Source organism: Gemmatimonas phototrophica (genome assembly GCF_000695095.2).
In the GTDB taxonomy this organism is placed as follows: domain Bacteria; phylum Gemmatimonadota; class Gemmatimonadetes; order Gemmatimonadales; family Gemmatimonadaceae; genus Gemmatimonas; species Gemmatimonas phototrophica.
In genome coordinates this window covers 1-20753 of sequence record NZ_CP011454.1, presented here as the reverse complement: position 1 = coordinate 20753, position 20753 = coordinate 1, and the positions used below count along the sequence as shown (strand labels likewise).

18 protein-coding genes and 1 other RNA gene are annotated in these 20753 nt (G+C 64.3%); 9 read left to right on the top strand and 10 right to left on the bottom strand.

The features are described 5' to 3' along the window. Positions 1-141 precede the first annotated feature (141 nt). Positions 142-711, top strand: coding sequence for a Uma2 family endonuclease (locus tag GEMMAAP_RS00100; protein WP_082820931.1), 570 nt, complete (start codon positions 142-144; stop codon positions 709-711). A gap of 40 nt (positions 712-751) precedes the next feature. Here the strand turns inward: GEMMAAP_RS00100 and GEMMAAP_RS00095 are convergent, their stop codons facing one another. Together GEMMAAP_RS00095 and GEMMAAP_RS00090 are read right to left on the bottom strand one after the other, a co-directional pair. Then, positions 752-1402 (bottom strand): NADPH-dependent F420 reductase, encoded by a 651-nt coding sequence (locus GEMMAAP_RS00095; RefSeq protein ID WP_425482922.1) that lies wholly within the window; start codon positions 1400-1402, stop codon positions 752-754. After that, a complete protein-coding gene (locus tag GEMMAAP_RS00090; protein ID WP_026848943.1) occupies positions 1392-2138 on the bottom strand; it encodes a type 1 glutamine amidotransferase domain-containing protein in 747 nt (248 codons plus the stop codon). The genes GEMMAAP_RS00095 and GEMMAAP_RS00090 overlap by 11 nt, the downstream gene beginning before the upstream one ends. Positions 2139-2240: 102 nt before the next feature. Between GEMMAAP_RS00090 and GEMMAAP_RS00085 the strand changes: the two genes are divergently transcribed. Continuing rightward, complete coding sequence (locus GEMMAAP_RS00085) at positions 2241-2585, top strand: winged helix-turn-helix transcriptional regulator (protein WP_026848942.1); 345 nt, start codon at positions 2241-2243, stop codon at positions 2583-2585. Between the two features lie 24 nt (positions 2586-2609). Here GEMMAAP_RS00085 and GEMMAAP_RS00080 read toward each other — a convergent pair whose 3' ends face one another. Beyond that, positions 2610-3584: a hypothetical protein gene (locus tag GEMMAAP_RS00080; protein WP_145978914.1), complete on the bottom strand. Its 975-nt coding sequence runs from the start codon at positions 3582-3584 to the stop codon at positions 2610-2612. 63 nt (positions 3585-3647) lie between these two features. Here GEMMAAP_RS00080 and GEMMAAP_RS00075 point away from each other — a divergent pair, with 63 nt between their 5' ends. After that, positions 3648-5018: an MFS transporter gene (locus GEMMAAP_RS00075; protein WP_026848940.1), complete on the top strand. Its 1371-nt coding sequence runs from the start codon at positions 3648-3650 to the stop codon at positions 5016-5018. 14 nt (positions 5019-5032) lie between these two features. Beyond that, complete coding sequence (locus tag GEMMAAP_RS00070) at positions 5033-6397, top strand: lysophospholipid acyltransferase family protein (RefSeq protein ID WP_026848939.1); 1365 nt, start codon at positions 5033-5035, stop codon at positions 6395-6397. A 33-nt stretch (positions 6398-6430) separates the two neighbouring features. Here the strand turns inward: GEMMAAP_RS00070 and GEMMAAP_RS00065 are convergent, their stop codons facing one another. The 4 genes from GEMMAAP_RS00065 to GEMMAAP_RS00050 form a co-directional block, all read right to left on the bottom strand. Then, entirely contained in the window at positions 6431-6793 is a 363-nt protein-coding gene (locus GEMMAAP_RS00065; RefSeq protein WP_145978913.1) for a hypothetical protein, read from the bottom strand. Between the two features lie 4 nt (positions 6794-6797). Further along, positions 6798-7181, bottom strand: a complete 384-nt coding sequence (locus tag GEMMAAP_RS21035) for a type IV pilin protein (RefSeq protein WP_075071361.1) — start codon at positions 7179-7181, stop codon at positions 6798-6800. A 260-nt stretch (positions 7182-7441) separates the two neighbouring features. Further along, a complete protein-coding gene (polA, locus tag GEMMAAP_RS00055) occupies positions 7442-10393 on the bottom strand; it encodes a DNA polymerase I (RefSeq protein ID WP_043580060.1) in 2952 nt (983 codons plus the stop codon). A gap of 29 nt (positions 10394-10422) precedes the next feature. Next, a complete protein-coding gene (locus GEMMAAP_RS00050) occupies positions 10423-11838 on the bottom strand; it encodes a GWxTD domain-containing protein (RefSeq protein WP_082820929.1) in 1416 nt (471 codons plus the stop codon). A gap of 82 nt (positions 11839-11920) precedes the next feature. On the opposite strand from GEMMAAP_RS00050, the gene GEMMAAP_RS00045 reads away from it, so the two are divergent. The 3 genes from GEMMAAP_RS00045 to GEMMAAP_RS00035 all read left to right on the top strand — a co-directional run bounded on the left by GEMMAAP_RS00045 (position 11921) and on the right by GEMMAAP_RS00035 (position 15213). Further along, positions 11921-12880, top strand: coding sequence for a serine/threonine-protein kinase (locus GEMMAAP_RS00045; RefSeq protein ID WP_053333847.1), 960 nt, complete (start codon positions 11921-11923; stop codon positions 12878-12880). Positions 12881-12891: 11 nt separating this feature from the next. Next, positions 12892-13452, top strand: coding sequence for an orotate phosphoribosyltransferase (pyrE, locus tag GEMMAAP_RS00040; protein ID WP_043580257.1), 561 nt, complete (start codon positions 12892-12894; stop codon positions 13450-13452). A 63-nt stretch (positions 13453-13515) separates the two neighbouring features. After that, positions 13516-15213 carry a methyl-accepting chemotaxis protein gene (locus GEMMAAP_RS00035; RefSeq protein ID WP_082820927.1) on the top strand — a complete coding sequence of 566 codons (1698 nt, stop codon included), beginning with the start codon at positions 13516-13518 and terminating at the stop codon, positions 15211-15213. A gap of 3 nt (positions 15214-15216) precedes the next feature. Here the strand turns inward: GEMMAAP_RS00035 and GEMMAAP_RS00030 are convergent, their stop codons facing one another. Further along, a complete protein-coding gene (locus tag GEMMAAP_RS00030) occupies positions 15217-16119 on the bottom strand; it encodes a helix-turn-helix domain-containing protein (protein WP_026848934.1) in 903 nt (300 codons plus the stop codon). Between the two features lie 184 nt (positions 16120-16303). On the opposite strand from GEMMAAP_RS00030, the gene rnpB reads away from it, so the two are divergent. Together rnpB and GEMMAAP_RS00020 are read left to right on the top strand one after the other, a co-directional pair. Continuing rightward, an RNA gene (gene rnpB, locus GEMMAAP_RS00025) (RNase P RNA component class A) lies at positions 16304-16733 on the top strand. Positions 16734-16938: 205 nt separating this feature from the next. Next, complete coding sequence (locus GEMMAAP_RS00020) at positions 16939-17667, top strand: hypothetical protein (protein WP_026848933.1); 729 nt, start codon at positions 16939-16941, stop codon at positions 17665-17667. A 171-nt stretch (positions 17668-17838) separates the two neighbouring features. Here the strand turns inward: GEMMAAP_RS00020 and dnaN are convergent, their stop codons facing one another. After that, positions 17839-18951, bottom strand: a complete 1113-nt coding sequence (gene dnaN / locus GEMMAAP_RS00015; RefSeq protein ID WP_026848932.1) for a DNA polymerase III subunit beta — start codon at positions 18949-18951, stop codon at positions 17839-17841. Between the two features lie 233 nt (positions 18952-19184). Next, positions 19185-20603, bottom strand: a complete 1419-nt coding sequence (dnaA, locus tag GEMMAAP_RS00010; protein WP_026848931.1) for a chromosomal replication initiator protein DnaA — start codon at positions 20601-20603, stop codon at positions 19185-19187. Positions 20604-20753: the final 150 nt, after the last annotated feature.

Sequence of the window (20753 nt, the reverse complement as noted above, 5' to 3'; positions counted from 1 at the left end):
CAAATTGGAGTCCTTGCGAAACCCGGGCCGACGTGCGTGGGAATGATGCGATCGGCGTCATTTTGGTGACACGTGCACGAAGTCGTCGAGCTATCCTGCCGGCATGTCCCCTTGCCAACATTGCCAATCGCCGAGCAAACTATGGCTATGCCAGTCCTGGAGCAGCGCCGCTGGACAGCGGCCGAGGTGCAGAATTTGCCCGAGGAACCGGGCAAGCGCTTTGAGTGTGTGGACGGGGAGCTGCTGGTGAGCGCGAGCCCCGTCCTGGCGCATCAGATTGCGCTGTCGCTGCTTATGTCGGCGCTCAACGATTACGCGGGCGTAGGTCAGCGGGCACTCATTCTCCCCGCCCCGCTCGACTATGTGCTGGACACATACACAGTGGTCCAGCCGGACATCACCGTGGTGCCCACACCGGCCGGGCGAGCCCCGACCCGTGATGAGGTGCCGGAGTCTGCCGTACTGTTCGTGGAAGTGCTCTCCCCCAGCACCGCCCGCTACGATCGTGTGGTGAAGCGGCGCCGTTATCAGCGCGAAGGGGTGGAGTACTGGATTGTGGATGTGGAGTCGCGCGTCATTGAGCGCTGGCTGGCCATCGATGACCGTCCGGAAGTGCTCACGGAGCAACTGACATGGCAGCTGACCGGGCACCCCGAACAGTTCGCTCTGGACGTGCAGGACTACTTCGCGCGCGTGCACGGCGAACGCTGACCGACTGTTCGCCATCACGGATCAACCCGCGGGCGAAAACTCAGCGCCGCAGAATGCCCCAGCTGAACTCGCGTCCCAGTGAGGCGCTGGCGGTAATCCACACGAGTGCTGCCGGCTCGAGGAAACGCGCGCGCACCAAGGGCCCGAGTCGTACGGGCTCAAAGCCAATGCTCTGCGCAAGCGCACTCACGGTGTCGCACGCGGCCGCATCGTCGCCGCACAACCACAGCACCGAGGAGCCGTTGGCAAAGACCGGATTGGCCATGACTTCCATGCCAATGCTGTTGAAGGCCTTTACGACGCGCGCGCCCGGTGCCCAGCGTGCCACTTGTTCGGCACCGGAATCGGTGGTGCCGTGCGTGAGCACCATCCCCGGGCCAATGGGATTGGTGGCATCAACGAGCACCTTGCCGTTTAGTGAACCCGCGGCGCGCAGCGTCTCTTCGGCGCCCACCCAGGCACTGGTCAGCACAAGCATCTCTGCCTGCTGGGCCGCATCGGCCAATGACAACACGGGGCCTGGCATGTCCGTGTGTTTCGGATCGGCGGGTGAGCGCACACCGTACACCACGGTGTGACCCACGGCGGCAAAGCGACGACCGAGCGTGGTGCCGACGCGGCCGGCACCGAGAATGGCGATGGTCATGGAGACAGGGGGCAGGAGGCAGGGAGCTGGGGGGTCAACGGCCAAGCGTTTCGATCACGAGGCGCGCCGCGGCGGCACCGGAGAACTGCTGCTGACCGGTAATGAGCCGGCCATCGCGCACGGCAAATTCACGAAAGCGTTGGTCTACCACAAAGTTGGTGTCGGCCATGGCGCGCGCTTCGTCTTCAATCCAGAACGGTTGAATGCGCTTGCCCACAAAACTGTCGACGAACTTCTCCTCGCTGTTGGCAAAGCCTGTCCACGTTTTGCCCTGCGCGAGCAGTTCCCCCGACGACAGCCGCGTCTCCAGCAGCAGGCAGGTCCCGTGGCACACCAGCGCGGTGATCTTGCCGGCTTCGTAAAAGCGCGACACCAGCGACTGCATGCCGACGTTCCCGCGAAACGTGATCATGGGGGACTGCCCACCAGTCACAAACAGCGCGTCATAGGCCTCCACATCAACGTCGGCGATAGACAAGGTGTTGGCCAGCAATGCCGCGTGCGTGGCCGATCGCTTGAAACCGAGCGAGAGAATGTCGTGTGCCGAATAGCCGCTGCTGTCTTCCGGATCGGAGTAGCTGTCCGCGACCAGCGCGCCCCCGATGGGGCTGCGAATCTCCACTGCATAGCCGGCCTCCGCAAAGGCCCAGTAAGGGTGTGTCAGCTCCGCCCACCAGAAGCCCACCGGCCATTGGGTCACGGGAGAGACCGCCGGGTTGGCGGCAATCATCAGCACCCGCTTGGGGCGGGTCGGGTTGGACACATTGAGGGTGGCACTCACCGCGGCAGCTCCTGTTCTAAGGGTCACCCGGAGCGTACGATTAAACAGCCATTCAGTACAGTATGCACCTTTTGGGGTGATACTTACCATTTAGAGAGTGACATGCCCGAATTTGTTTTCGAAGGCCAGACCTTTCAGAGCCCCGTCGAACTGGCGTTGCACGCCATTGGCGGGAAGTGGAAGATGCCCATTCTCTGGCGGCTCAATCAGCGCAGCTGGCGCTACAACGAACTGCACCGCGATCTCAAGCGGGTCTCCCACAAGATGCTCACCCAGCAGTTGCGGGAGCTGGAGGAGGCGCGCCTGCTGACACGCACTGTGCATCCCGTGGTACCGCCGCATGTGGACTACACCATTTCCGCGTTGGGGCGCACCGCACTACCGGCCATTGAGGCGCTGCGGCAGTGGGGCCTGGACTACCGGGCAACGCGCGACACGGCTCCCTGACGGTGCCGGTGCGGGAGTGATGACTCAGTTGCACCCGGCAATGGCGCTCTCCCAGAGCACCCGCCACACACCACCACGGCGCGACAGCACGGCGGCGCTGAGCGCCACGCCATCATCGCGACCAAAGAGCAGACGCGGCTCACTGGCGCCAGTGATGCGGTACGCCAGCAAGGGTTCCGCCACCACCAACTCTTCCTCCCGCCCCGATGCGCGCTCGTGCCACCCCACGCGCCACGTGGTGGCATCCGCCCCTTGGGCATCGATCACCAGCACGAGCCGCTCTTCCACAGGATTGTCTTCCTGATTCACCCGACGGGCGAGCGTGGTGACGACAAACCCACCCGCGCTGGCACTGTCACCCTCGCGCGCACGCCAGGCGCGCAGCACGACAAACGGCAGTCCGCGGAAGGTGGCGCTGGTATCGTCCGGAAGGCGGGACGCCAGCCGCGTGAGGTTGGCCGCCAGCTGCATTGAATCGCGCGACGCGAGCCCTTCAATGGAGTCGAGCGGCATCGCGACCACCCGACCGGCGGCAAAGGCCGCGGTCCACGGTCCCAGCGTGACCCCCGCGTCCACGCCAAATCGAGCCACCGGCCAGGCGCTGCACCCCGCGTCCTCCCCGCGGCTGGTTTCCACACTCATGCGAACGACAGCCACCTTGCCCGCCCGCGAGAACAGATCAAGCCGTCCGTCTCCCAGCAGCGCCCCCACCCCGGTGGTGTCGGCCACCGTGGAATCGGTAGCGTCGGGGCGTAGCAGCGATCCGGCCAGCAGCCCGCCATCCACCGTGGGGAGCACCACGAAAGGGCCGGCGTCTGCCTCCCAGCCATTCGGCGTGTCCGGCAGGCGCGTACTGTCCATCCCCGAACTATCGGCCACCGCCCGCACGGAGTCGTCCGACACCGCCGGTGCCGGACGATCACAGGCAAAGAGCATCAGGATCGGGGCAAGGCGTACCGCACGCAGACGGGACAACCCGCAGAATGGCCGTGGCAACATGCACAGAAGTATGTCATACGACGTACTGGACAGCGACCGCGCCGCCCCAGAGGATTGTGTCCCATGACTACCAACGCGGCACCGACCGCCCCCAAGGGAATTCTCAGCGCACTAGGACTACACCGGCCGGAGCTGCGCGCCTGGGCCATGTACGACTGGGCCGTATCGGCCATGCAGACCGTCATCATGACGGCGGTCTTTCCGATTTACTTCATCTCCGTGGCGGGGGCGAACGGCACTCCAGAGTCCGCCACCCAATCACTGGCCAACGCGAATACCGTTGCGGCCGTGGTGATTGCCATCCTCGGGCCCATCCTCGGTGCCGTCGCGGATTATCAGGCCGCCAAGAAAAAATTCCTCGCAGTCTTCATGATGCTGGGCGTGTTTGCCACGATGGGCATGTACTTCATCCAGCATGGTGACCTGTTTCTGGCCGCCACCCTGTTTGTGTTGTCCATGGCCGGAGCAACCGGCAGCATGACCTTTTACGAGTCGTTGCTGCCGCACATTGCGCGTCACGATGAAATCGACCGGGTCTCCACCGCGGCCTACGCATTCGGCTACATCGGCGGTGGGGTGTTGCTGGCGTTGAATCTGGCCTGGATCAGTAATCCGGCGTTGCTCGGCCTGCCGGTTGGCGACAACCTGCCCCGTGAACAGGCCACGCTCCCGGCGCGGCTCGCGTTCGTTTCGGTCGGTTTCTGGTGGCTGCTCTTCAGCATCCCGTTGTTCCGGGGGGTGCGTGAACCGGCACGAGTCATTGAAGCGGATGAAGTGCCACGGGGCAACGCCGTGCTGGTCGCCTTCAGCCGCCTCGGTGAAACGCTGCGTGAATTGCGGCATTACAAGCAGGCGTTCCTGACCATGCTCGCCTTCACGATCTACAACGATGGCATTCAGACCATCATCAAGATGGCGACTGCCTACGGCACCGAGATTGGTATTGCGCGGCAGGATCTCATTGCCGCCATTCTCATCGTGCAGTTTGTCGGCATTCCCTTCGCCTTCGCCTTTGGCACACTGGCGGGAAAGCTGGGGACCAAGTTGTCCATCCTGCTGGGTCTCGCGGTGTACACCGGCATCTGCATCTTCGCGTACGGTATCAACAGTGCGCGCGAGTTCTATATCCTCGCGGTGCTGGTGGGCACCGTACAAGGCGGCACGCAAGCACTCAGCCGATCGCTCTTCGCCAGCATGGTGCCCAAGCACAAGAGCGGGGAATTCTTCGGCTTCTACAGCGTCTTTGAAAAGTTCGGCGGCATTCTCGGACCACTCGTCTTCAGTGTCGCCATTGGCGAAACCGGCAGCAGTCGTGGCGCCATTCTCTGGGTCATCGCCTTCTTCGTGGTGGGCGGCGCCTTGCTGTCGCTGGTGAACATCAAGGACGGTGAACGCATGGCGCGCGAGGCGGATGCCCGCACGCACGGCGTGTAGCGGAATCGCACCGCGTGCTCTATGAAGTGCTGTTGCCTGTGGTCCGTGTGGCGCTGCGGTGGTACTACCGCAGCGTCAGTACCACGGGGCTGCAACGCATTCCGCGCGAGGGCCCCATTTTCCTGGCGGTCAACCACCCCAATGCGCTGGTGGATGCCATGGTCGTGGGCGCCGTCGCGCCGCGGCGCGTTGGCTTTACCGCCAAGGCCACCATCTTCGCCAACCCCATCGCCGCCCGCTTCTTTACTCGCGTAGGCGTTGTGCCGCTGCGGCGCGCAGCCGACGAAGCCAAACAGGGGAGCGACGCGGCGAATGATCCCGCGCGCAACGCGGCCTCCTTTGATGCGGTGGCGCAGGCCCTCGCCCAACACGCCGCCATCGTGATCTTCCCCGAGGGCAAGAGTCATGATGACCCCCGCATGGCCCCCCTGCGCACCGGGCTCGCCCGCATGACGGTGCACGCCGCACAACAGTTCGGGGTGCAGGGCATTCGCATCGTGCCCGTAGGCCTCCTGTTTGAACGCAAGGAACAGCCACGCTCGCGTGTCCTCGTGCAGGTGGGTGAGCCCATTGAGGTGGATGCGCTGCTGGCGGCCAACGTGCAGGTCAGTACCCTCACGCACATCGTGGCAGAACGTCTGGCCGCCGTCACGCTCAACTTTGCATCGGCCGAAGACGCCGAACGACTGCACACCGTTGGCAGCACGCTGGCGGCGTTGCTGGAGCCCGTGCCATCGCTGAGCGACGAAGAGACATCCCTGGGCTCCACCCTCGCGGTGGTGAAGCGCCTCGATCGCGCCCAACAGACAATGCGCGAAAAACAGAACGCCGCCCTGGAGCGCCGGGCGGTGGCCCTGGAAGCCCGCATCCGGGCGTTCCGCGCCCAACTCGAGCAGCGCGCTCTCGACGTGCACGACGTGACCATCAGTGCCGAGGCCACGCCCGGTGTCCGGTTCGCCCTGCGTGAGCTGTTGCTGGCAACAATTCTGGCGCCCGTGGGGCTCTGGGGCCGACTCACGCATCTGGTGCCCATCCAGCTCGCCCGACGGTTGGCGCTGCGTAACGTGACATCCCGCGACGAACCCGCCATGAACACCCTGGTGCTGGGGCTCTTCCTCGTGCTGGGCGCCTATGTGGTGCAAACGGCGGCCGTCTGGTGGTTGGCCGGGCCGTGGTGGGCCCTGCTGTTTCTGGCCACCCTGGTGCCGTCGGCCAGCAGCGATTTGCGCTACGGAGACCGCATGCGCCGAGCCCGCGCCCGTATGCGGGCCTATTTCGTCTTTCGTCGCGAACCGGAGCTGCAGCGGGGGCTCATTGGCGAAGCCGACGCTATTCGCCGCGAAGCCGGCGACCTCGAACGGGCCGTGATCAGCGCCTGACGCGCGCCTCGCCCAGGACGCACCGGCGCGGGATCAGGGGGTCAACAGCCGTGCATCCAACGGCGGATACACCGGGCCACCGAGATCCCAGTGCCAGGCTTCCCGCCGCAGCTCGCTGCGCGGGTCCTTGAGCGGCTTGTATTGCAGGCGGTGTTCCGGGAGCCCCAGTGCCGTTCCGAACGCCACCAGCCGTGCGCGATCGGTACTGACCAAATGAACCAGCGGCTCCCCTTTCCACACGTGGCGATGCAGCCAGAGGCCACCGTCCATGGCGTGAATCATCCCCGCTTTGCGGAGCGCAAATTCGCGGCACCCCTGTGCAAACGTCAGCTCCCGCAGGCGCATCATGCGCCGGCGGGAGTCGGGGTCCTTCGCGATGGGGGGGAGTTCGCTCAAGACGTTATTGGCACTCGATGACCCCTTCCTTTGTCGCGGGCGACAGGGGCGCGGCATCGCCGTAGTACACGGCACAAGTTAGCGGAAACGCCGCCGGATGCGTGGCGGTCGCCGACCACCCCCGCCCATCGGCCTCGGCAATCGTGATCGTCACGCCGTCCGTGCCGTCGAAGTTCACCAGCCCCATCGCGTTGGCGTACGTCTCATTGAAGTAGAAGTAGTCCTCCTGCACGCTGGTGAGGTTCTTCAGATCACTCTTGATGGTCGAGGCGTACGCCTTGCCCTTGGTGGTCTGGAACTTCGGAATCGCGATCGCGGCAAGAATGCCGATGATCACGACCACAATCAGCAGTTCGATGAGCGTGAAGCCCTGGCGGGTGGATCGCATGTGCAGTGCCTCTGGACGGAACCGGCGGAGGGGCCGGGCAGACATTAGGAAGCGGGACGCCGTGCGCGGCAGAATCCCGCAGACGTCCTCGTGTATAGCAATCCTGATGCCGCGTTCAGCAAGAATCCCAAGCCGTTGAATAGCAACGACTTGGGATTCTTGTTCCGGTTTCTTGAACAGCACCCTCTCTCGCACACCCCGGAACTTCCTGCACATTGCAAGACCGGATGGTTCGTGATTGAAGGCAAGCGCTTATGGCATCACGACTTGGCCGATACCCAATCGGTGCCGATCCCCATCTCCACCAGGAGGGGCACATTGAGGGTCGCCGCCCCCTCCATTTCCCGCTTCACGAGCGCCGCCAACGCCCCCTCTTCCTCCGGGGGCAGCTCGAACACGAGTTCGTCGTGCACCTGGAGCAGCATGCGCGCCGCCAGCCCCTCGCTGGCCAGCGCCTCGTGCACGCGAATCATGGCAATCTTGATCAGGTCGGCCGCCGAGCCCTGAATGGGCGCGTTGGCGGCCACCCGCTCGCCAAAGGCGCGGATATTGAAGTTCCGCTCCTTGAGCTCGGGGATGTACCGACGCCGCTTGAACAGCGTCTCCACGTACCCCTTCTGTTTGGCCACCGTGACACAGTCGTCGAGGAAGCCCTTCACCCCGGCAAAGCGCTCGAAGTACGTGTCGATGAACGCCTTCGCTTCCGCGTGCGAAATGCGCAGCTGACGCGACAGCGCGTGCGCTCCCTGCCCGTAAATGGTCGCGAAGTTGATCGTCTTGGCGCGTGCGCGCATCTCGCTGGTGACATCCACTAGCGAGACCCCAAAAATGATCGCCGCGGTCTGCTTGTGAATGTCCCCACCGGCCCTGAACGCCGTCACGAACGCCGGGTCGGCGCTCAAGTGCGCGAGCAATCGTAACTCGATCTGCGAGTAGTCGGCACTGAGCAGCCGCCATCCCTCGCGCGGCACAAAGCCCCGACGAATCTCGCGACCCAGTTCACGGCGGCTGGGAATGTTCTGCAGATTCGGATCTGAACTCGACAGGCGACCCGTGGCGGCAACGGTCTGGTTGTACGACGTGTGCAATCGATGATCGCGCGGATGCACAAGCCGTGGCAACGCGTCGATGTACGTGCCTTCCAGCTTGAAGATCTCGCGGTATTCCATCAGCAGCGTGGGCAGGGTGTGCCCCTCTTCGGCCAGCTCCTGCAACACACTGGCATCGGTACTTGGTCCCGTGGCTGTTTTCTTCTTGACCGGCAGCCCCAGCTCCTCAAAAAGCACCGTGCGCAGCTGCGGATTGGAGTTGATGTTGAACTCGTGCCCCGCTTCCGCGTAGATGGCCTGCTCCACGCGCTCCCGCTCGGCCCTGAAGCGTGTCTTGAGACTGTCGAACCATGCGAGATTGATGGCAATGCCATCGTACTCCATATCGGCCAGCACCGACACGAGTGGCACTTCCATGGTCAGCAACAGCGACAGCATCTCGTGGCTCGCCAGCAGCGGCTCCAGCACGCCCCGCATACGCATGGTGACGTCTACGTCCTCACACGAATAATCGCGCGCGGCATCCACCGGCACCACATCGAAGCCCAGCTGCGTTTTGCCCTTGCCACACAGCTGTTCATACGCCGTCATGGTGTGCCCAAGAAACTCCAGCGCCAGCAAGTCCAACCCGTGCGAGCGACGTCCCGGATCGAGCACGTAGCTGGCCAGCATGGTGTCGAACTCCAGCCCGGCCAGTCGCACCCCGGCGCCGCGCAGCACCAGCACATCGTACTTGGCGTTCTGCGCAATTTTTTTCACGCTGGCGTCTTCGAGCATCGCGCGCAGCGGCGCACACGCCGCGCTGTCGAACGACGGCAGATTGACCGGCTCCGGCGCGCCCGCGTTGATGCGCTGCCCCGCAATGCCCGCGTCTCCCGACAGCAACGCGAGATTGCCACCACCATCCTCACGCCGATGACGGAACGGCAGGTAGTACGCCTCGCCGGCGCGCACCGCCACGGACAGCCCCACCAGCTGCGCGCGCATGGCATCAATGGCGTACGGCGCGTCGGCGTCGGTAATGGTTTCCGTATCAATGGCGATGTACGGCACCTCGCGCACGCGGGCCAGCAACGCCGTCAGGGCGTCGAGCGAATCCACCGTGCGATACACGGCATCGGCGAGCACCGGCACGCCGCTCTCGCCACGCACCACCGGCAGTGGCGCCGGGCGATCAGCGAGCGACGGGGCACGCGACGCCGGGGGGGCCGGGGCCGCTGCCGCCGGGGCCGATGACGGACCGGCAGTGGCGCCCGTGCCTCCAACGTCCTTCAACAGGCTGCTGAATTCGAGCTCCAGATACAGCGCCCGCAGCGCCTCGGCGTTCGGGGCGTTCACCTGGAGTTTGGTGGGATCAAGCTCCACCGGAACGTCTTCGTGAATGGTCACCAGCTGCTTGGAGAGCCGAGCCTCGGCTTCGTATTGCAGCAGCGCTTCACGCGGGCGCTTCTTGGTGATCTCGTGCACGTGCGCGATGATCTCTTCGAGGGCACCAAACTGATTGATCAGTTCAATGGCGCCCTTCTCACCAATGCCCTTCACCCCCGGCACGTTGTCGGAGCTGTCACCGACCAGTGCCAGATAATCAATGACGCGTTCGGGCGGCACACCCAGCCGATCGTTGGCGTTCTCCACGCCCACCCAGTTCTCTTCCACGCTGGCCGGACCGCCCCGACCGGGGTTGAGCAGCCACACGCCCGGACGCACCAGCTGCTGAAAGTCCTTGTCGCCGGACACGATGACCACGTTGTAGCCGGCAGCCACTCCCTTGCGCGCCATCGTGCCAATCACGTCGTCGGCTTCAAACCCTTCGGCCGTGAGCACGGGAATGTCGTACGCGGCCAGCAGCTGCATGACGCGCTCGAGTCCCTGATCGAAGTCGGCCTGCAGATCGTCGGTGAGCCGTTCGCGGGTGGCCTTGTAGTCGGGGTACAGCTCGTCGCGGAACGTCGCACCGCTGTCGTGCACCCAGGCCAGCAATTCGGGCTTGTGCGTGTTGAGCAGGCGCTTGAGAAAATTGGCGACGCCCCACGCAATGGAACTGTTCTCACCACGACTGGTGGTGAGTGGACGCTGCATGAGGGCAAAGAACGCGCGATAGATGAGCGCGTAGCCGTCCACCAGAAACAGTCGCGGGGACGGCGGGAGGGTCACGTCAGCCATGGTGCGTACCCTCCCGTTTCAGCAGCAACTCAGCGGACGCCGAGCTTGCGACGAATGGCCACGTCGAGATCGCCACGACTTTGGGCACTGAGGCGCCAGCGGCCAAAGCCGGTCTGGTCAACGAAGATGAGCTGGATACGAAGCTCGCGATATTCCCAGATCTGCTGGCGGACGCGCTCATTTGGATTGAGCAACCCGGTGTCGATAATGTTGTCCGGATCGCCCAGCGCAACAAAGGCTGTGCCGCGATCCGACTGCCATCCGGCTCCGGCATCATCACGGAAACGGACGTTGGCGTTGCGGATGCGCGCAAAGTAATCACGTATGCCTTCATGTTCAGCCGTCCCGGGCACCGGATCGGTTTCCTGCAGAAACGTCGTCCAGGCCGCCGCCCGCGCACTCAGGTCCGCTTCGCGCAAAGCCCTGATCCGCTCGGCGTTGGTGAAGAGACGCAAATAGGCGATCATTTCGTCGAACGTGCCAATGGGCACATCTTCGCCCAGCGACACCAGGATGCGAGTGCGCGCGGTGTCGGGGCGCCCGGGCGCCGAGACCAGCACCGTGTTGATCCCCACCGCGAGTCGATTCACCAGAATGCCAACCGTACCGCTGCGGCCGCCGGCGCGCACCGGCAGCGTAACCAGGGTGTCCACGCCCACAATATCCGCGTCGCCCACCACGCGTACCTGCATCGATGCGGGCGGTGTGGGCCCTACGGCGTCGAGGTAGATCGCGAGCACGGAATCGATGCCATAGACCACCGTGGCCCGCGGGCGGGCCAGAATACGCGGCAGCGAATCGACGCTCTGCCGTGGAATGGCCTCGTACACCGGCACCGGTGACGAAAGCCCCTCCGGTGCCAGTCGCGGCACCTCCAGTGAGACTTCTTCGCTCGAGTTGCGGATGCTGGACTCATCCTTGACGCTCATCGACATGGTGTAGCGGCCGGGCGCGAGGCGCACGAACTGCTGCCAGATGATGCTCTCGTCGGAACGCGACGTTTCCCGGAAGGTTGGGACCCGTACCTGCTCAGTGGCTTCGATGGTACGGACCAGAGTGGCGCCCTGCCGGATCTGCACGCGCGCCACGTACCCCGCTGCGTAGCGGTCGCCTTCGCGCGTGAAGCCGAGCGCGCGGGAAGGGAGCGAGAGGGCCAGCAGGGTGAGCGTGGAATCCGGAGACGGCATGCGCAGGAAGGAGACCGATGCCGTGAAGGGGATGGCCCCCGATCCGGCCACCAGTCCCATGGACCGGTACAGCCGCTGCATTTCGGCCGGCGCTCCCAGCACCGATGGCGGGGCCCCTGGTGGGCCACCTGGCGCAGTCGGTACGGTTGAGTTCGCTCCGGTGGGGCGCGCGCGTGCGCAACCGGCCAGGAGAAGGGCGGCAGTAGCCGAGAAAATGAGGGTCCCGAAGGCGGGACGCGAAAATGGCTTCCGTGTCATGTTATGACGTATAGTCCAAAGGTTACGACACGTTCCTGTTCTTTGTCTTGCTGCGACTGCCGTACGGCGTTACGTTCGCCCCGTGGCCATCGAGACGCTAGTCGGGACGACTCTTGCCGGGTACACGGTGCGTGGGAAGGTTGGCGAAGGCGGTACAGCTACCGTTTTTCGTGCCGATCATGCCACACATGGCACCGTAGCCCTGAAGGTGCTGCGCGAAAAGCTGCAGCACGATAAAACCGCTGTCGCGCGTTTCCTGCGCGAGGCACAGTTCGGTGCACGGGTAGAACACCCGAACATCGTACGCACCCTAGACTACGGCCAATCGGACACCGATCGCTACTATCTGGCGATTGAGTGGGCCGGTGGCGAGATCTTGGACAAGTACGCCGAAAAGAGCGGCCCCCTGCCGTGCAAGGAGGTTGGTGAGATCCTTGCCCAGATCTGCGGAGCGGTTCAGGCGGCCCACGATGTGGGCATCGTGCACCGCGACCTGAAGCCGGAGAACATCATGTACGATCCGGCGGCCAAGCACATCAAGCTGCTCGATTTCGGCATTGCTGCCGATACCGACGCCGCTCCCGACCAGCGCTTGACCCGGGCCGGGTTTTTCGTGGGCACGCTCATGTACGTGGCGCCGGAAGCATTGTCGGGCGAGCTGGTGGGTCCGGCGGCCGACCAGTATTCGCTGGCGACCATCGCGTACTTCCTGCTCTCCGGGTGCCTGCCGTACACTGGCAAGTCGCCGCGTGAGCTGTTCTCACAGCTGCTCACCCAGCCGCCGGTCTCGCTCAACAAGGCGAAGCCCAGTCTCACGTTCCCGACCGCCGTGGAAGCGGTGGTCATGAAAGCCCTGTCCAAGGCGCCCGCCGAACGGTATCCGTCGGTCAAGGCGTTCTCCGATGCCTTCATCGAGGCGGCCGGTAGCACGGTCATGCCCACTGGGCAGTCGGCTCCTGCCCCCTCCTCAGGGGGCGGCGGCGATGCCGGCAAGGACAAGGGCGGACTCTTTGGCAAGATGAAGGGACTGTTCGGACGTTGACCGACGCCACCATGACACGCCTGATCGCCCTGCTGGCCAGCCGTTCGGCCAAGCGGGGCGATTTTGTGCTGGCCTCCGGCCGGCGCTCAAATCTGTATGTGGACTGCCGCCTCACGGCGATGCACCCCGAAGGGCAGCTCCTCATTGGGCGGGCCGGCCTGGCCGCGCTCCGTGCCACCGGCTGGCCCGTAGACGCCGTGGGCGGTCTGACCCTCGGCGCCGACCCGATTGCCTACGCCATTGCCCATGCCAGCGCCTTGGCCGCCGAGCGCGGTGACGGGGAGATGGTTCGGGGCTTTACCGTACGCAAGGAAGCCAAGCAGCACGGGACCGGGAAGCTCATCGAAGGGCCGTTCCAGGCCGGCGACAAGGTGGTGGTGGTGGAAGATGTGATCACCACCGGTGGCTCCGCCCTCAAGGCGGTCGAAGCCATTCGCGCCGCCGGCGGCGAGGTGCTGGGCGTGTTGTCGCTGGTAGACCGCCAGGAAGGCGGGCGGGAAGCGCTGGAAGCGGCGGGCTTGCGGGTCATCAGTCTGGTGACCGCCGAACAGTTGATGCCGCTGATCGCGTAGACTGGGGATTGGCGGGGGGCCACGCCCCGATACCCCCCGCCGGCTTGCGCGTCTTGTACGCGTATGGCCTCTCCCGCCCTTCCCTCGCTGACGCCGCGGTCGATGCCGCGACTGCTCACCCCCGCCTCAACGCGGGCGGTGCCGGTCTCGGCCGCCACGCTCTACGAAGAGGAGCGGGCCAAGGATGTCGCTACCTTCCGCGTGGCGTCGCGCCGCCGGCTGTGGAGCACGATCATCGTGGCCGTCGTCCTGGTTGGCGCCATGCAACTGGGACTCGCGGCCGTCCCCCTCTGGACTGTGGCCGGGATGTTGGCCGGAGCGCTGGCGCTCAATGCGCTGCTGTCGGTCCTCGGGTCCACGCCGTCGCTCTACCGCCGCTGGCTCAAGTACCTCTTTGCCATCGTTGACACCGCCCTCATCAGCGGGGTGGTGTACGTGTTCGGGGCGCCCGTGCTGGTGCTCACCTACATCCTGGCCATTGTCCCCTATTCGTTCGATCGGGGACCCACGCTCGGGTACGTCACCACGGCGGCGTCTGTTGCCGGGTTTGTAGCGGCCAGTTTCGCGCACAACGCGTTCATGCCGTTCAGCGCCACGCCCACACCGCACATCCTGCTCGCGGCCGGGTTGCTGCTGCTCGTTTCGCAGCAGGTCATTCAGATGCCGTCGCGCCTTATCACCCGACTACGGCGAACCCGCGAGCGCATGGCGCAGGTGGAACACGGCGATCTGTCCGCCCGCGCCGATGCGCGTCACGCCGATGAACTGGGATTTCTCGAGCGCAGCTTCAACGGCATGGTGGACGAGCTCCAGCTGCTGATCGAGACGGTGCAGCGTGAAGCCGACGAAGTCGCGGCCGTGGCCACGCAGGTGTACAGCGCCTCCAGCACCATGCAGCGACGGGCGGTGGAAGTCGCCGGTGGGGCGCACTCCCTGAGCGAGGAGCTGCATGTGCAACAGGAGCGCGCCGCCCAGGGGCTTCGCACGGGACACGATGCGCGGCGCACCGCCGATTCGGCACGGCGCACCGCACACACCACGGCTTCCGACGCGCATGTGCTTGATGACATGGCCGGGGCCAGTCGAGAGGCCATTGAACGCGCCGCGCAGGCGCTGCTGCGCGTGGGGGAGGATGTGAACGCCGCCGCCACTACCGTACGTGCACTGGAGCCGGCCTCTGAACAGGTGGGACACTTTGTGGATACCGTGTCCCGCATTGCCCGGCAAACCAACATGCTGGCGCTCAACGCCGCCATTGAAGCCTCGCGTGCCGGAGAAGATGGGCTGGGGTTTGCCGTGGTAGCAGATGAAATCCGCGCGCTGTCGGTGGAAAGTGCGATGGCGGCCAAGCGCGTGGCCGCCACGGTGCAGCGGGTGCGCGATGACATCAGCGCCGCCGTCCTGGCCATGGATACGACGGCTGACGAGGTGCAGGGGGCCGGGACCATTGCCCGTGATGCCACCCGGGCGCTCACCACCATGGTGGACGGCATTTCGCGCATCACGAAGCAGAGCGATGAAGTGGCCGTGCTCGCTGAAACGCAGGCGCAGCTCTCCGCCTCAGCCGCGTCTGCCTTCGAAGCGCTTGATCTCTCCGCGCAGCGCGCGTCAGCCGGCGCCCGTACGGCGGCGGATGGTTCGGCGGCGCAGCGCAGCAGTCTCGAAGAGCTGTCCCACAGCGCCCAGCAACTGTCGCAGGCGGCCGCGCGGCTACGCTCCATGGCCCTGCGGCACACGACAGAGTTTGCGGTGGTGCGCTAACGCCTAATCTGGCGCCGCCACCCGTTCACTGTCGGGACGGCGTTGCACCAACCACTGCGGTGGCGATGCAAACGGATCGAAAGTCTGGAGCTGCTGTCGATACGGGAGGACGAGCGATTGCCGCATGTGCTCCAGCATCTGTTCACCGGAATAGCGGCGTCGAAACTCCGCCGCTCCCATGTGCAGAATGCCCGAAACGTGTCGGGAGAAGCTTTGCGGTGACGAGTACTCCATGAGAAAGGAGACCTGGGTTATGGAACTCCCCGGATTCTCCAGCAGGTGTGCGGCGCGTACCAGACGGGCCGCGGCCAGATACTTCTTGGGCGCCGGAATACCTGCCCGGTAGAATCGACTCATGAGGGTGGTAGGGACCACACCGATGTAGCGGGCCAATTGCTGCACTGTGGTCATGCTGCGCGGCACTGTGAAGAGCGTGTCGAAAAAGCGCACGCTGCTGCTGCGGGCCGTCGCCAAATCATTGCGCAGTGTGCGAATGGCGAGGTTATCAATGCTCCCCGGTGTTTCCGCATTCACCAGCGAGCGCAATTCGCGCCACCCGGCAGGATCGCGTGTATCCACCAGGGTGCGCACGCCATGTTCACCCAGCGATAGCAGCGCGGCTGACGATCGGGTCTCGTAGGCCGACAGGAGCGCCACAGCCGGCACCCGCGGAAACTCACGAACAAGCCGCGCGACCGAAGGCGCGTAGTGCTGCTGGTAGCGCGACACGCTGACGATGACCGCCGACACGGCGTGTGTGCGCAGATCGCTGAGCACCTGGTCCAGGTTTTCGCGATGCACGGTAACACACCCTCGGCCGGTCAGGGCATCCACGCGCTGCTGTTCCGCCGGCGTCACGAACGTGACCACGGCACGTGGTGCTCGACTGCTGGTGACCATGTCCATCCTCCGTTCAAGGTGACTGCTCAGGCCGAAGCAGGACTCCGCACCTGGTTATGAACGGGGCGACAATACCGGCGCATGTCACTCCGCTGTCAGCCTGCCGCGTGCTGGTGTATGTCTGGGCGCTGATTTGCCGCGCCATGCCCCGTCATGATGGGGGGCGCCGTTATATTGGGCAGACACGGATATCGTCGGCCGGACGGTCGCGAAGATGGGGGACGGGCCCTGGTGGCCGCGCCTCAGCTCCGAGGAAAGTCCGGGCTCCACAGGGCAGGTTGCCAGGTAACGCCTGGGTGCGTGCGGCGCGAGCTTCACGCAACGGACAGTGCAACAGAAAGCAAACCGCCGCCTTCGCAAGAAGACGGTAAGGGTGAAAGGGTGGGGTAAGAGCCCACCGCGCGTTCGGCAACGAACGTGGCTCGGTAAACCCCGACCGGAGCAAGGCCAAATAGGCGGTGAGAGACGGCCCGTCTCGAAAGGGCTGCCAGGCCTTCGGGCTGACGCAGTGAACCGCGGGTAGGCTGCTGGAGCGTGTCGGTGACGGCACGCCGAGAGGAATGACCGTCCGGTGCACCTCGGTGTACCGACAGAACCCGGCTTATAGGCCGGCGGTGTCCGTGTGTTTTTTCCAGTCTTTTCGGGAAGTGATGTAACGTGACGAGACCCGTAAAGAGAGCAGTTTTTGGCGCTTTTGGCGCAATGCTGGCGTCTGCCTGCGGTGGTGGTGCTGTTATTACTCCAACACCAAGCCCCGCTCCAATTCCGGTTCCCGCGCCTGTTGAGCGCGGTCCCCTGCGTGTTTCGCTCCCCGGCCGCGTGCCAATGGCCACCTGGCGTGTGCAATCGCTGGCGCGGCTCAAGGTGAGTGGCGAGGGGGTGAGCGGATCGGCCGCCGATGAGCAACGGGTGGAGTCGCGCGCGCTCGTGTCGTGGCGCTTCGACCGTACCACCGCTGGCGCGCTCAAGGGCGCGGGTCAGGTGGATTCGTTCACGGTCCGCACGAGCTTTGACAACAGCAAAGGGACGATGCTCCCCACGATGCCGGCGCTCCTGCTGCTGGATGCCGTCATGGACAGCGCTCTGGTGCGGGTGACCACCCGCCCACCCCTGGCTAACGAGTGTGACCGGCCAGAAGCCGGCGCAGCCGCACTGGCCCGTGAACTACTGGTCCGCATTCCCAATGGAATTCTGGCCGGAGAACGGTGGAAAGACAGTACGGTGACCCTTGTATGCCGCAATGGTGTCCCAATGACGGTGTATAGCACCGTCATTTCAACGCTCGAAAAGCTGGACGATCGCCAACTCGTGCTTCGACGGGAGCTGGTCACAAGGCTCGAAGGGAAGGGCGGATCGGCCTTCAGGAGCCTCGAACTGGCCGGGACAGCCACTGGGTCCCAGCGGGTGGAGATCGCCGCTGCAGGGGGCACTGTGGAGCGTCTGGAGGGCACATCGACCCTGACGATGCAGGCGACGGAACGGACACCGGGCAATGCGGCCCGCACCCAGCAGATTGTGCAGAAGGTCGAGGTGAGGGCGGAGCGGGTGCGGTAGTTGAACTGAGAACTGACAACTTTGACTGACGACTGAGAACTCCGACTGAAAACTGAGAACTCGCCCGAAGATCACGTGATCCTCGGGCGAGTTCTCAGTTGTGAGTTCGAGTTGTCAGCTGTCAGTTCAAGTCTTGAGTTATCAGTTCTTGTGAGCTGACAGCTTTCCACCTCAATCCATCAACCGCAGCGGCATGACCAGGCAGAGGTACTTGGCCGGGTCGTCCCACCCTTCGGGCTCGATGGTGGCGGCACGTTCGGGGGCCTTGAACGTGAGGCGCACCTGCTCGGTGGGCATGTAGCGCAGGATTTCCAGCAGATAGGTGGCGTTGAAGCCGATATCGAGCTGATCGCCGGTGTAGTTCACCGGGAGTTCGTCGCTGGCTTCGCCCAGATCGGGGGTGGTGACGCTGAACTTCAGCATCCCGGTGTTGAACGACATCTTGATGCGGTGCGTCTGATCGGACGCAATGACGCTCATGCGCTTGAGGGCGCTGGTGAGCGCGGCCTTGTCGGCCAGCGCATAGCGGTCGTTGTCCTTGGGGATGACCTGTTCGTAGTTGGGATACGGACCCTCAACGAGGCGGGTAAAGACCGACGTGAATGGCGAGCGGAAGCCGAGGTGGTTATCGCCGCGCGCAATTTCGAGTTCTTCTTCGGCCGGAAAGAGCCGGCGGATTTGCTCGAGCGCCTTGGGGGGCACGATGAGATCGCCCGGCGGGGCGCTGCTGGCTTCGACTGGCAGCTCCATCTTGGCCAGGCGGTGACCGTTGGTGGCCACCATGCGCATGCGCTCTTCGCGCAGCTCCCAGAGCACGCCGTTGAGAATGGGTCGCGACTCTTCGGTGCTGACGGCAAAGGCGGTGTGCGAGATGAGTTTTTGCAGTTCTCCCGACTTGACGCGCCACGAGTCGTTGAAGCGTACGCTCGGGAACGTGGGGAACTCATCGCGCGGCAAGCCAAGCAGCTTGAACTTGGATCGTCCGCACTCGATGGTCACTCGCTGCTCGCCGCTCGCCGTGATCTTGACCGGCGACGGCGGCAGCTCGCGGGCGATCTCGCTGAGTTTCTTGGCGGGAATGGTGATCGCGCCAGGCGTTTCGACGTCGGCACTGACTTCCGTGCTGACAGCGATATCGAGGTCGGTCGCGGAAAAGCGAATTCCGCGCTCGGTGGTTTCGACGAGCAGATTGGCGAGTACCGGCAAAGTGGTCTTGGCCGGTACCGCAGCGGTCACGGCCTGGAGGCCTTCCTGCAGTTTTTCACGCGAGATCGTGAACTTCATGCCCGTTTTTGTGGAAGGACTGCGCACACCTGCTGTTTAAAAACAGACTTAGATATAAAAACAGTGGTAGTAGCAGGGGATGTGGGCTTGTCTATAAACGCTGCAAGCTACGCGTTCAGAACACCTTTCGCCATATCACCTCATGTGGACTTCCTGTGGGGAGGCGAGGAGACTCCCCGAAGTTGCACAGGTGGGGGTGGCAAAAATGTGGGGGACTGTGGAGCGATGGGGATTCAGGTGCCGAGCTGGCCGGTTGTCCGCAGAGTTTCCAACATGCCCCGAACCTTCAAAACACGCTCGGTAAACCCGGCTTCGCCGGCCATATCTTCGGCCACCCGCTCCAGGGAATGGATAACCGTGGAGTGGTCGCGCCCACCGAAGGCGTTGCCGATCTCCACCAGCTGCAGTGCCAGGAGCTCGCGACAGAGGTACATGGCCACCTGACGCGGGGTAGTGAGCTGTTTGGTGCGGGTCTTGGAGCGCAGCCCATCGGGGGTGACCCCCCACTCGCGCGCCACGACCTGCTGAATGGTGGCGACGGTGATGGTGGTGGGCGGGACGTCGGGGAAATCGGACGTGTTGGCCCCCCGGAGCTTGTCGCGCAGCGCTTCGCGGGCGAGATCGACGGAGATCTCGCGGTGCTTAAAGGAGGCGTACGCCAACAGCTTGATGATGGAGCCTTCGAGCTCGCGCACGGACGACTTCACATGCTGGGCGATGAACTCGATGACTTCGTCGGGGATGGTGAGCTCGAGGTGATCGACGCTCGCCTTCTTCTTGAGGATGGCGATGCGGTGCTCGAGATCGGGGGAATCGACGTTGGCGACCATCCCCCACTCGAAGCGGGAAATGAGCCGGGATTCGAGTCCGGGGATTTCCTTGGGGGGCCGATCGGAGGTGAGCACGATCTGGCGCCCGGCCTCATAGATGGCGTTGAAGGTGTGGAAGAACTCCTCCTGGGTGGATTCCTTCCCCTTGAGGAACTGCACGTCGTCCACGAGCAGCAGGTCGATTTCCCGAAAGCGGCGGCGGAAATCGCCCATCTGGCCGGTCTGAATGGCGCTGATGAACTCGTTGGTGAACTGCTCGGTCCCCACGTACGCAATGCGCAGCGCCGGGTTGCGGCGGAGCTGTTCGTGGGCGATTCCCTGCATGAGGTGGGTTTTGCCGAGCCCCGTTTCTCCGTAGATGAAGAGCGGGTTGTAGACCTTGCCGGGAGCCTGGGCGGCGGCCTGAGCGGCGGCCGCGGCCACGTCGTTGGACTTGCCGATGACAAACTGGTCAAAGGTGTACAACGGGTTGAGTGGCGTAGAAATGCGCGATTGCTGCTTTGTTGGTGGCGCGACAATTGGTGCTGGCGGTGGCGCCACGAACATGTCCATCTGCACCCGCCCGGCTCGTTCCTCGTTCACCTTGAAGCGCACCTTCATGGGGTGGCCGAGGGCCACCGGGGCGAAGGTGGCGAGCAGATCGGCGTGCTTGGACTCGTTCCAGTCGGCCGAAAACTGGTCGGGGGCGCCGACCATCAGGGTGTCGCCTTCGACGACGATGGCGTCGGTGGGCTCGAGCCAGGTGCGGTACGTCTGCTCAGGAAGCACCTGTCGCGCACGTTGGCGCAGGCGGTCCCAGATTTCAGCAGGCGATAGCGACATGGTGTCCCAAGCAGTGGCGAACGGAAGAGGGGAGGGGCGGCGAAGGTACCCCGTTCCGTGTGGATAAGTCAATTGGGTGCAGGGTCGTGAGTTGTGACTCGGTTCGTGTTGGCAAGCAAGTCGATATCACCAACCCCAACTCGTTGTGCG

What these genes read in the sequence shown, in the direction of transcription:
- GEMMAAP_RS00100 (WP_082820931.1), top strand. Translation starts at nt 142, where the DNA reads ATGGCTATGCCAGTCCTGGAGCAGCGCCGCTGGACAGCGGCCGAGGTG.
- GEMMAAP_RS00085 (WP_026848942.1), top strand. Translation starts at nt 2,241, where the DNA reads ATGCCCGAATTTGTTTTCGAAGGCCAGACCTTTCAGAGCCCCGTCGAA.
- GEMMAAP_RS00080 (WP_145978914.1), bottom strand. Translation starts at nt 3,584, where the DNA reads ATGTTGCCACGGCCATTCTGCGGGTTGTCCCGTCTGCGTGCGGTACGC.
- GEMMAAP_RS00075 (WP_026848940.1), top strand. Translation starts at nt 3,648, where the DNA reads ATGACTACCAACGCGGCACCGACCGCCCCCAAGGGAATTCTCAGCGCA.
- GEMMAAP_RS21035 (WP_075071361.1), bottom strand. Translation starts at nt 7,181, where the DNA reads ATGCGATCCACCCGCCAGGGCTTCACGCTCATCGAACTGCTGATTGTG.
- polA (WP_043580060.1), bottom strand. Translation starts at nt 10,393, where the DNA reads ATGGCTGACGTGACCCTCCCGCCGTCCCCGCGACTGTTTCTGGTGGAC.
- GEMMAAP_RS00050 (WP_082820929.1), bottom strand. Translation starts at nt 11,838, where the DNA reads ATGACACGGAAGCCATTTTCGCGTCCCGCCTTCGGGACCCTCATTTTC.
- pyrE (WP_043580257.1), top strand. Translation starts at nt 12,892, where the DNA reads ATGACACGCCTGATCGCCCTGCTGGCCAGCCGTTCGGCCAAGCGGGGC.
- GEMMAAP_RS00035 (WP_082820927.1), top strand. Translation starts at nt 13,516, where the DNA reads ATGGCCTCTCCCGCCCTTCCCTCGCTGACGCCGCGGTCGATGCCGCGA.
- GEMMAAP_RS00030 (WP_026848934.1), bottom strand. Translation starts at nt 16,119, where the DNA reads ATGGACATGGTCACCAGCAGTCGAGCACCACGTGCCGTGGTCACGTTC.
- GEMMAAP_RS00020 (WP_026848933.1), top strand. Translation starts at nt 16,939, where the DNA reads ATGGCCACCTGGCGTGTGCAATCGCTGGCGCGGCTCAAGGTGAGTGGC.
- dnaN (WP_026848932.1), bottom strand. Translation starts at nt 18,951, where the DNA reads ATGAAGTTCACGATCTCGCGTGAAAAACTGCAGGAAGGCCTCCAGGCC.
- dnaA (WP_026848931.1), bottom strand. Translation starts at nt 20,603, where the DNA reads ATGTCGCTATCGCCTGCTGAAATCTGGGACCGCCTGCGCCAACGTGCG.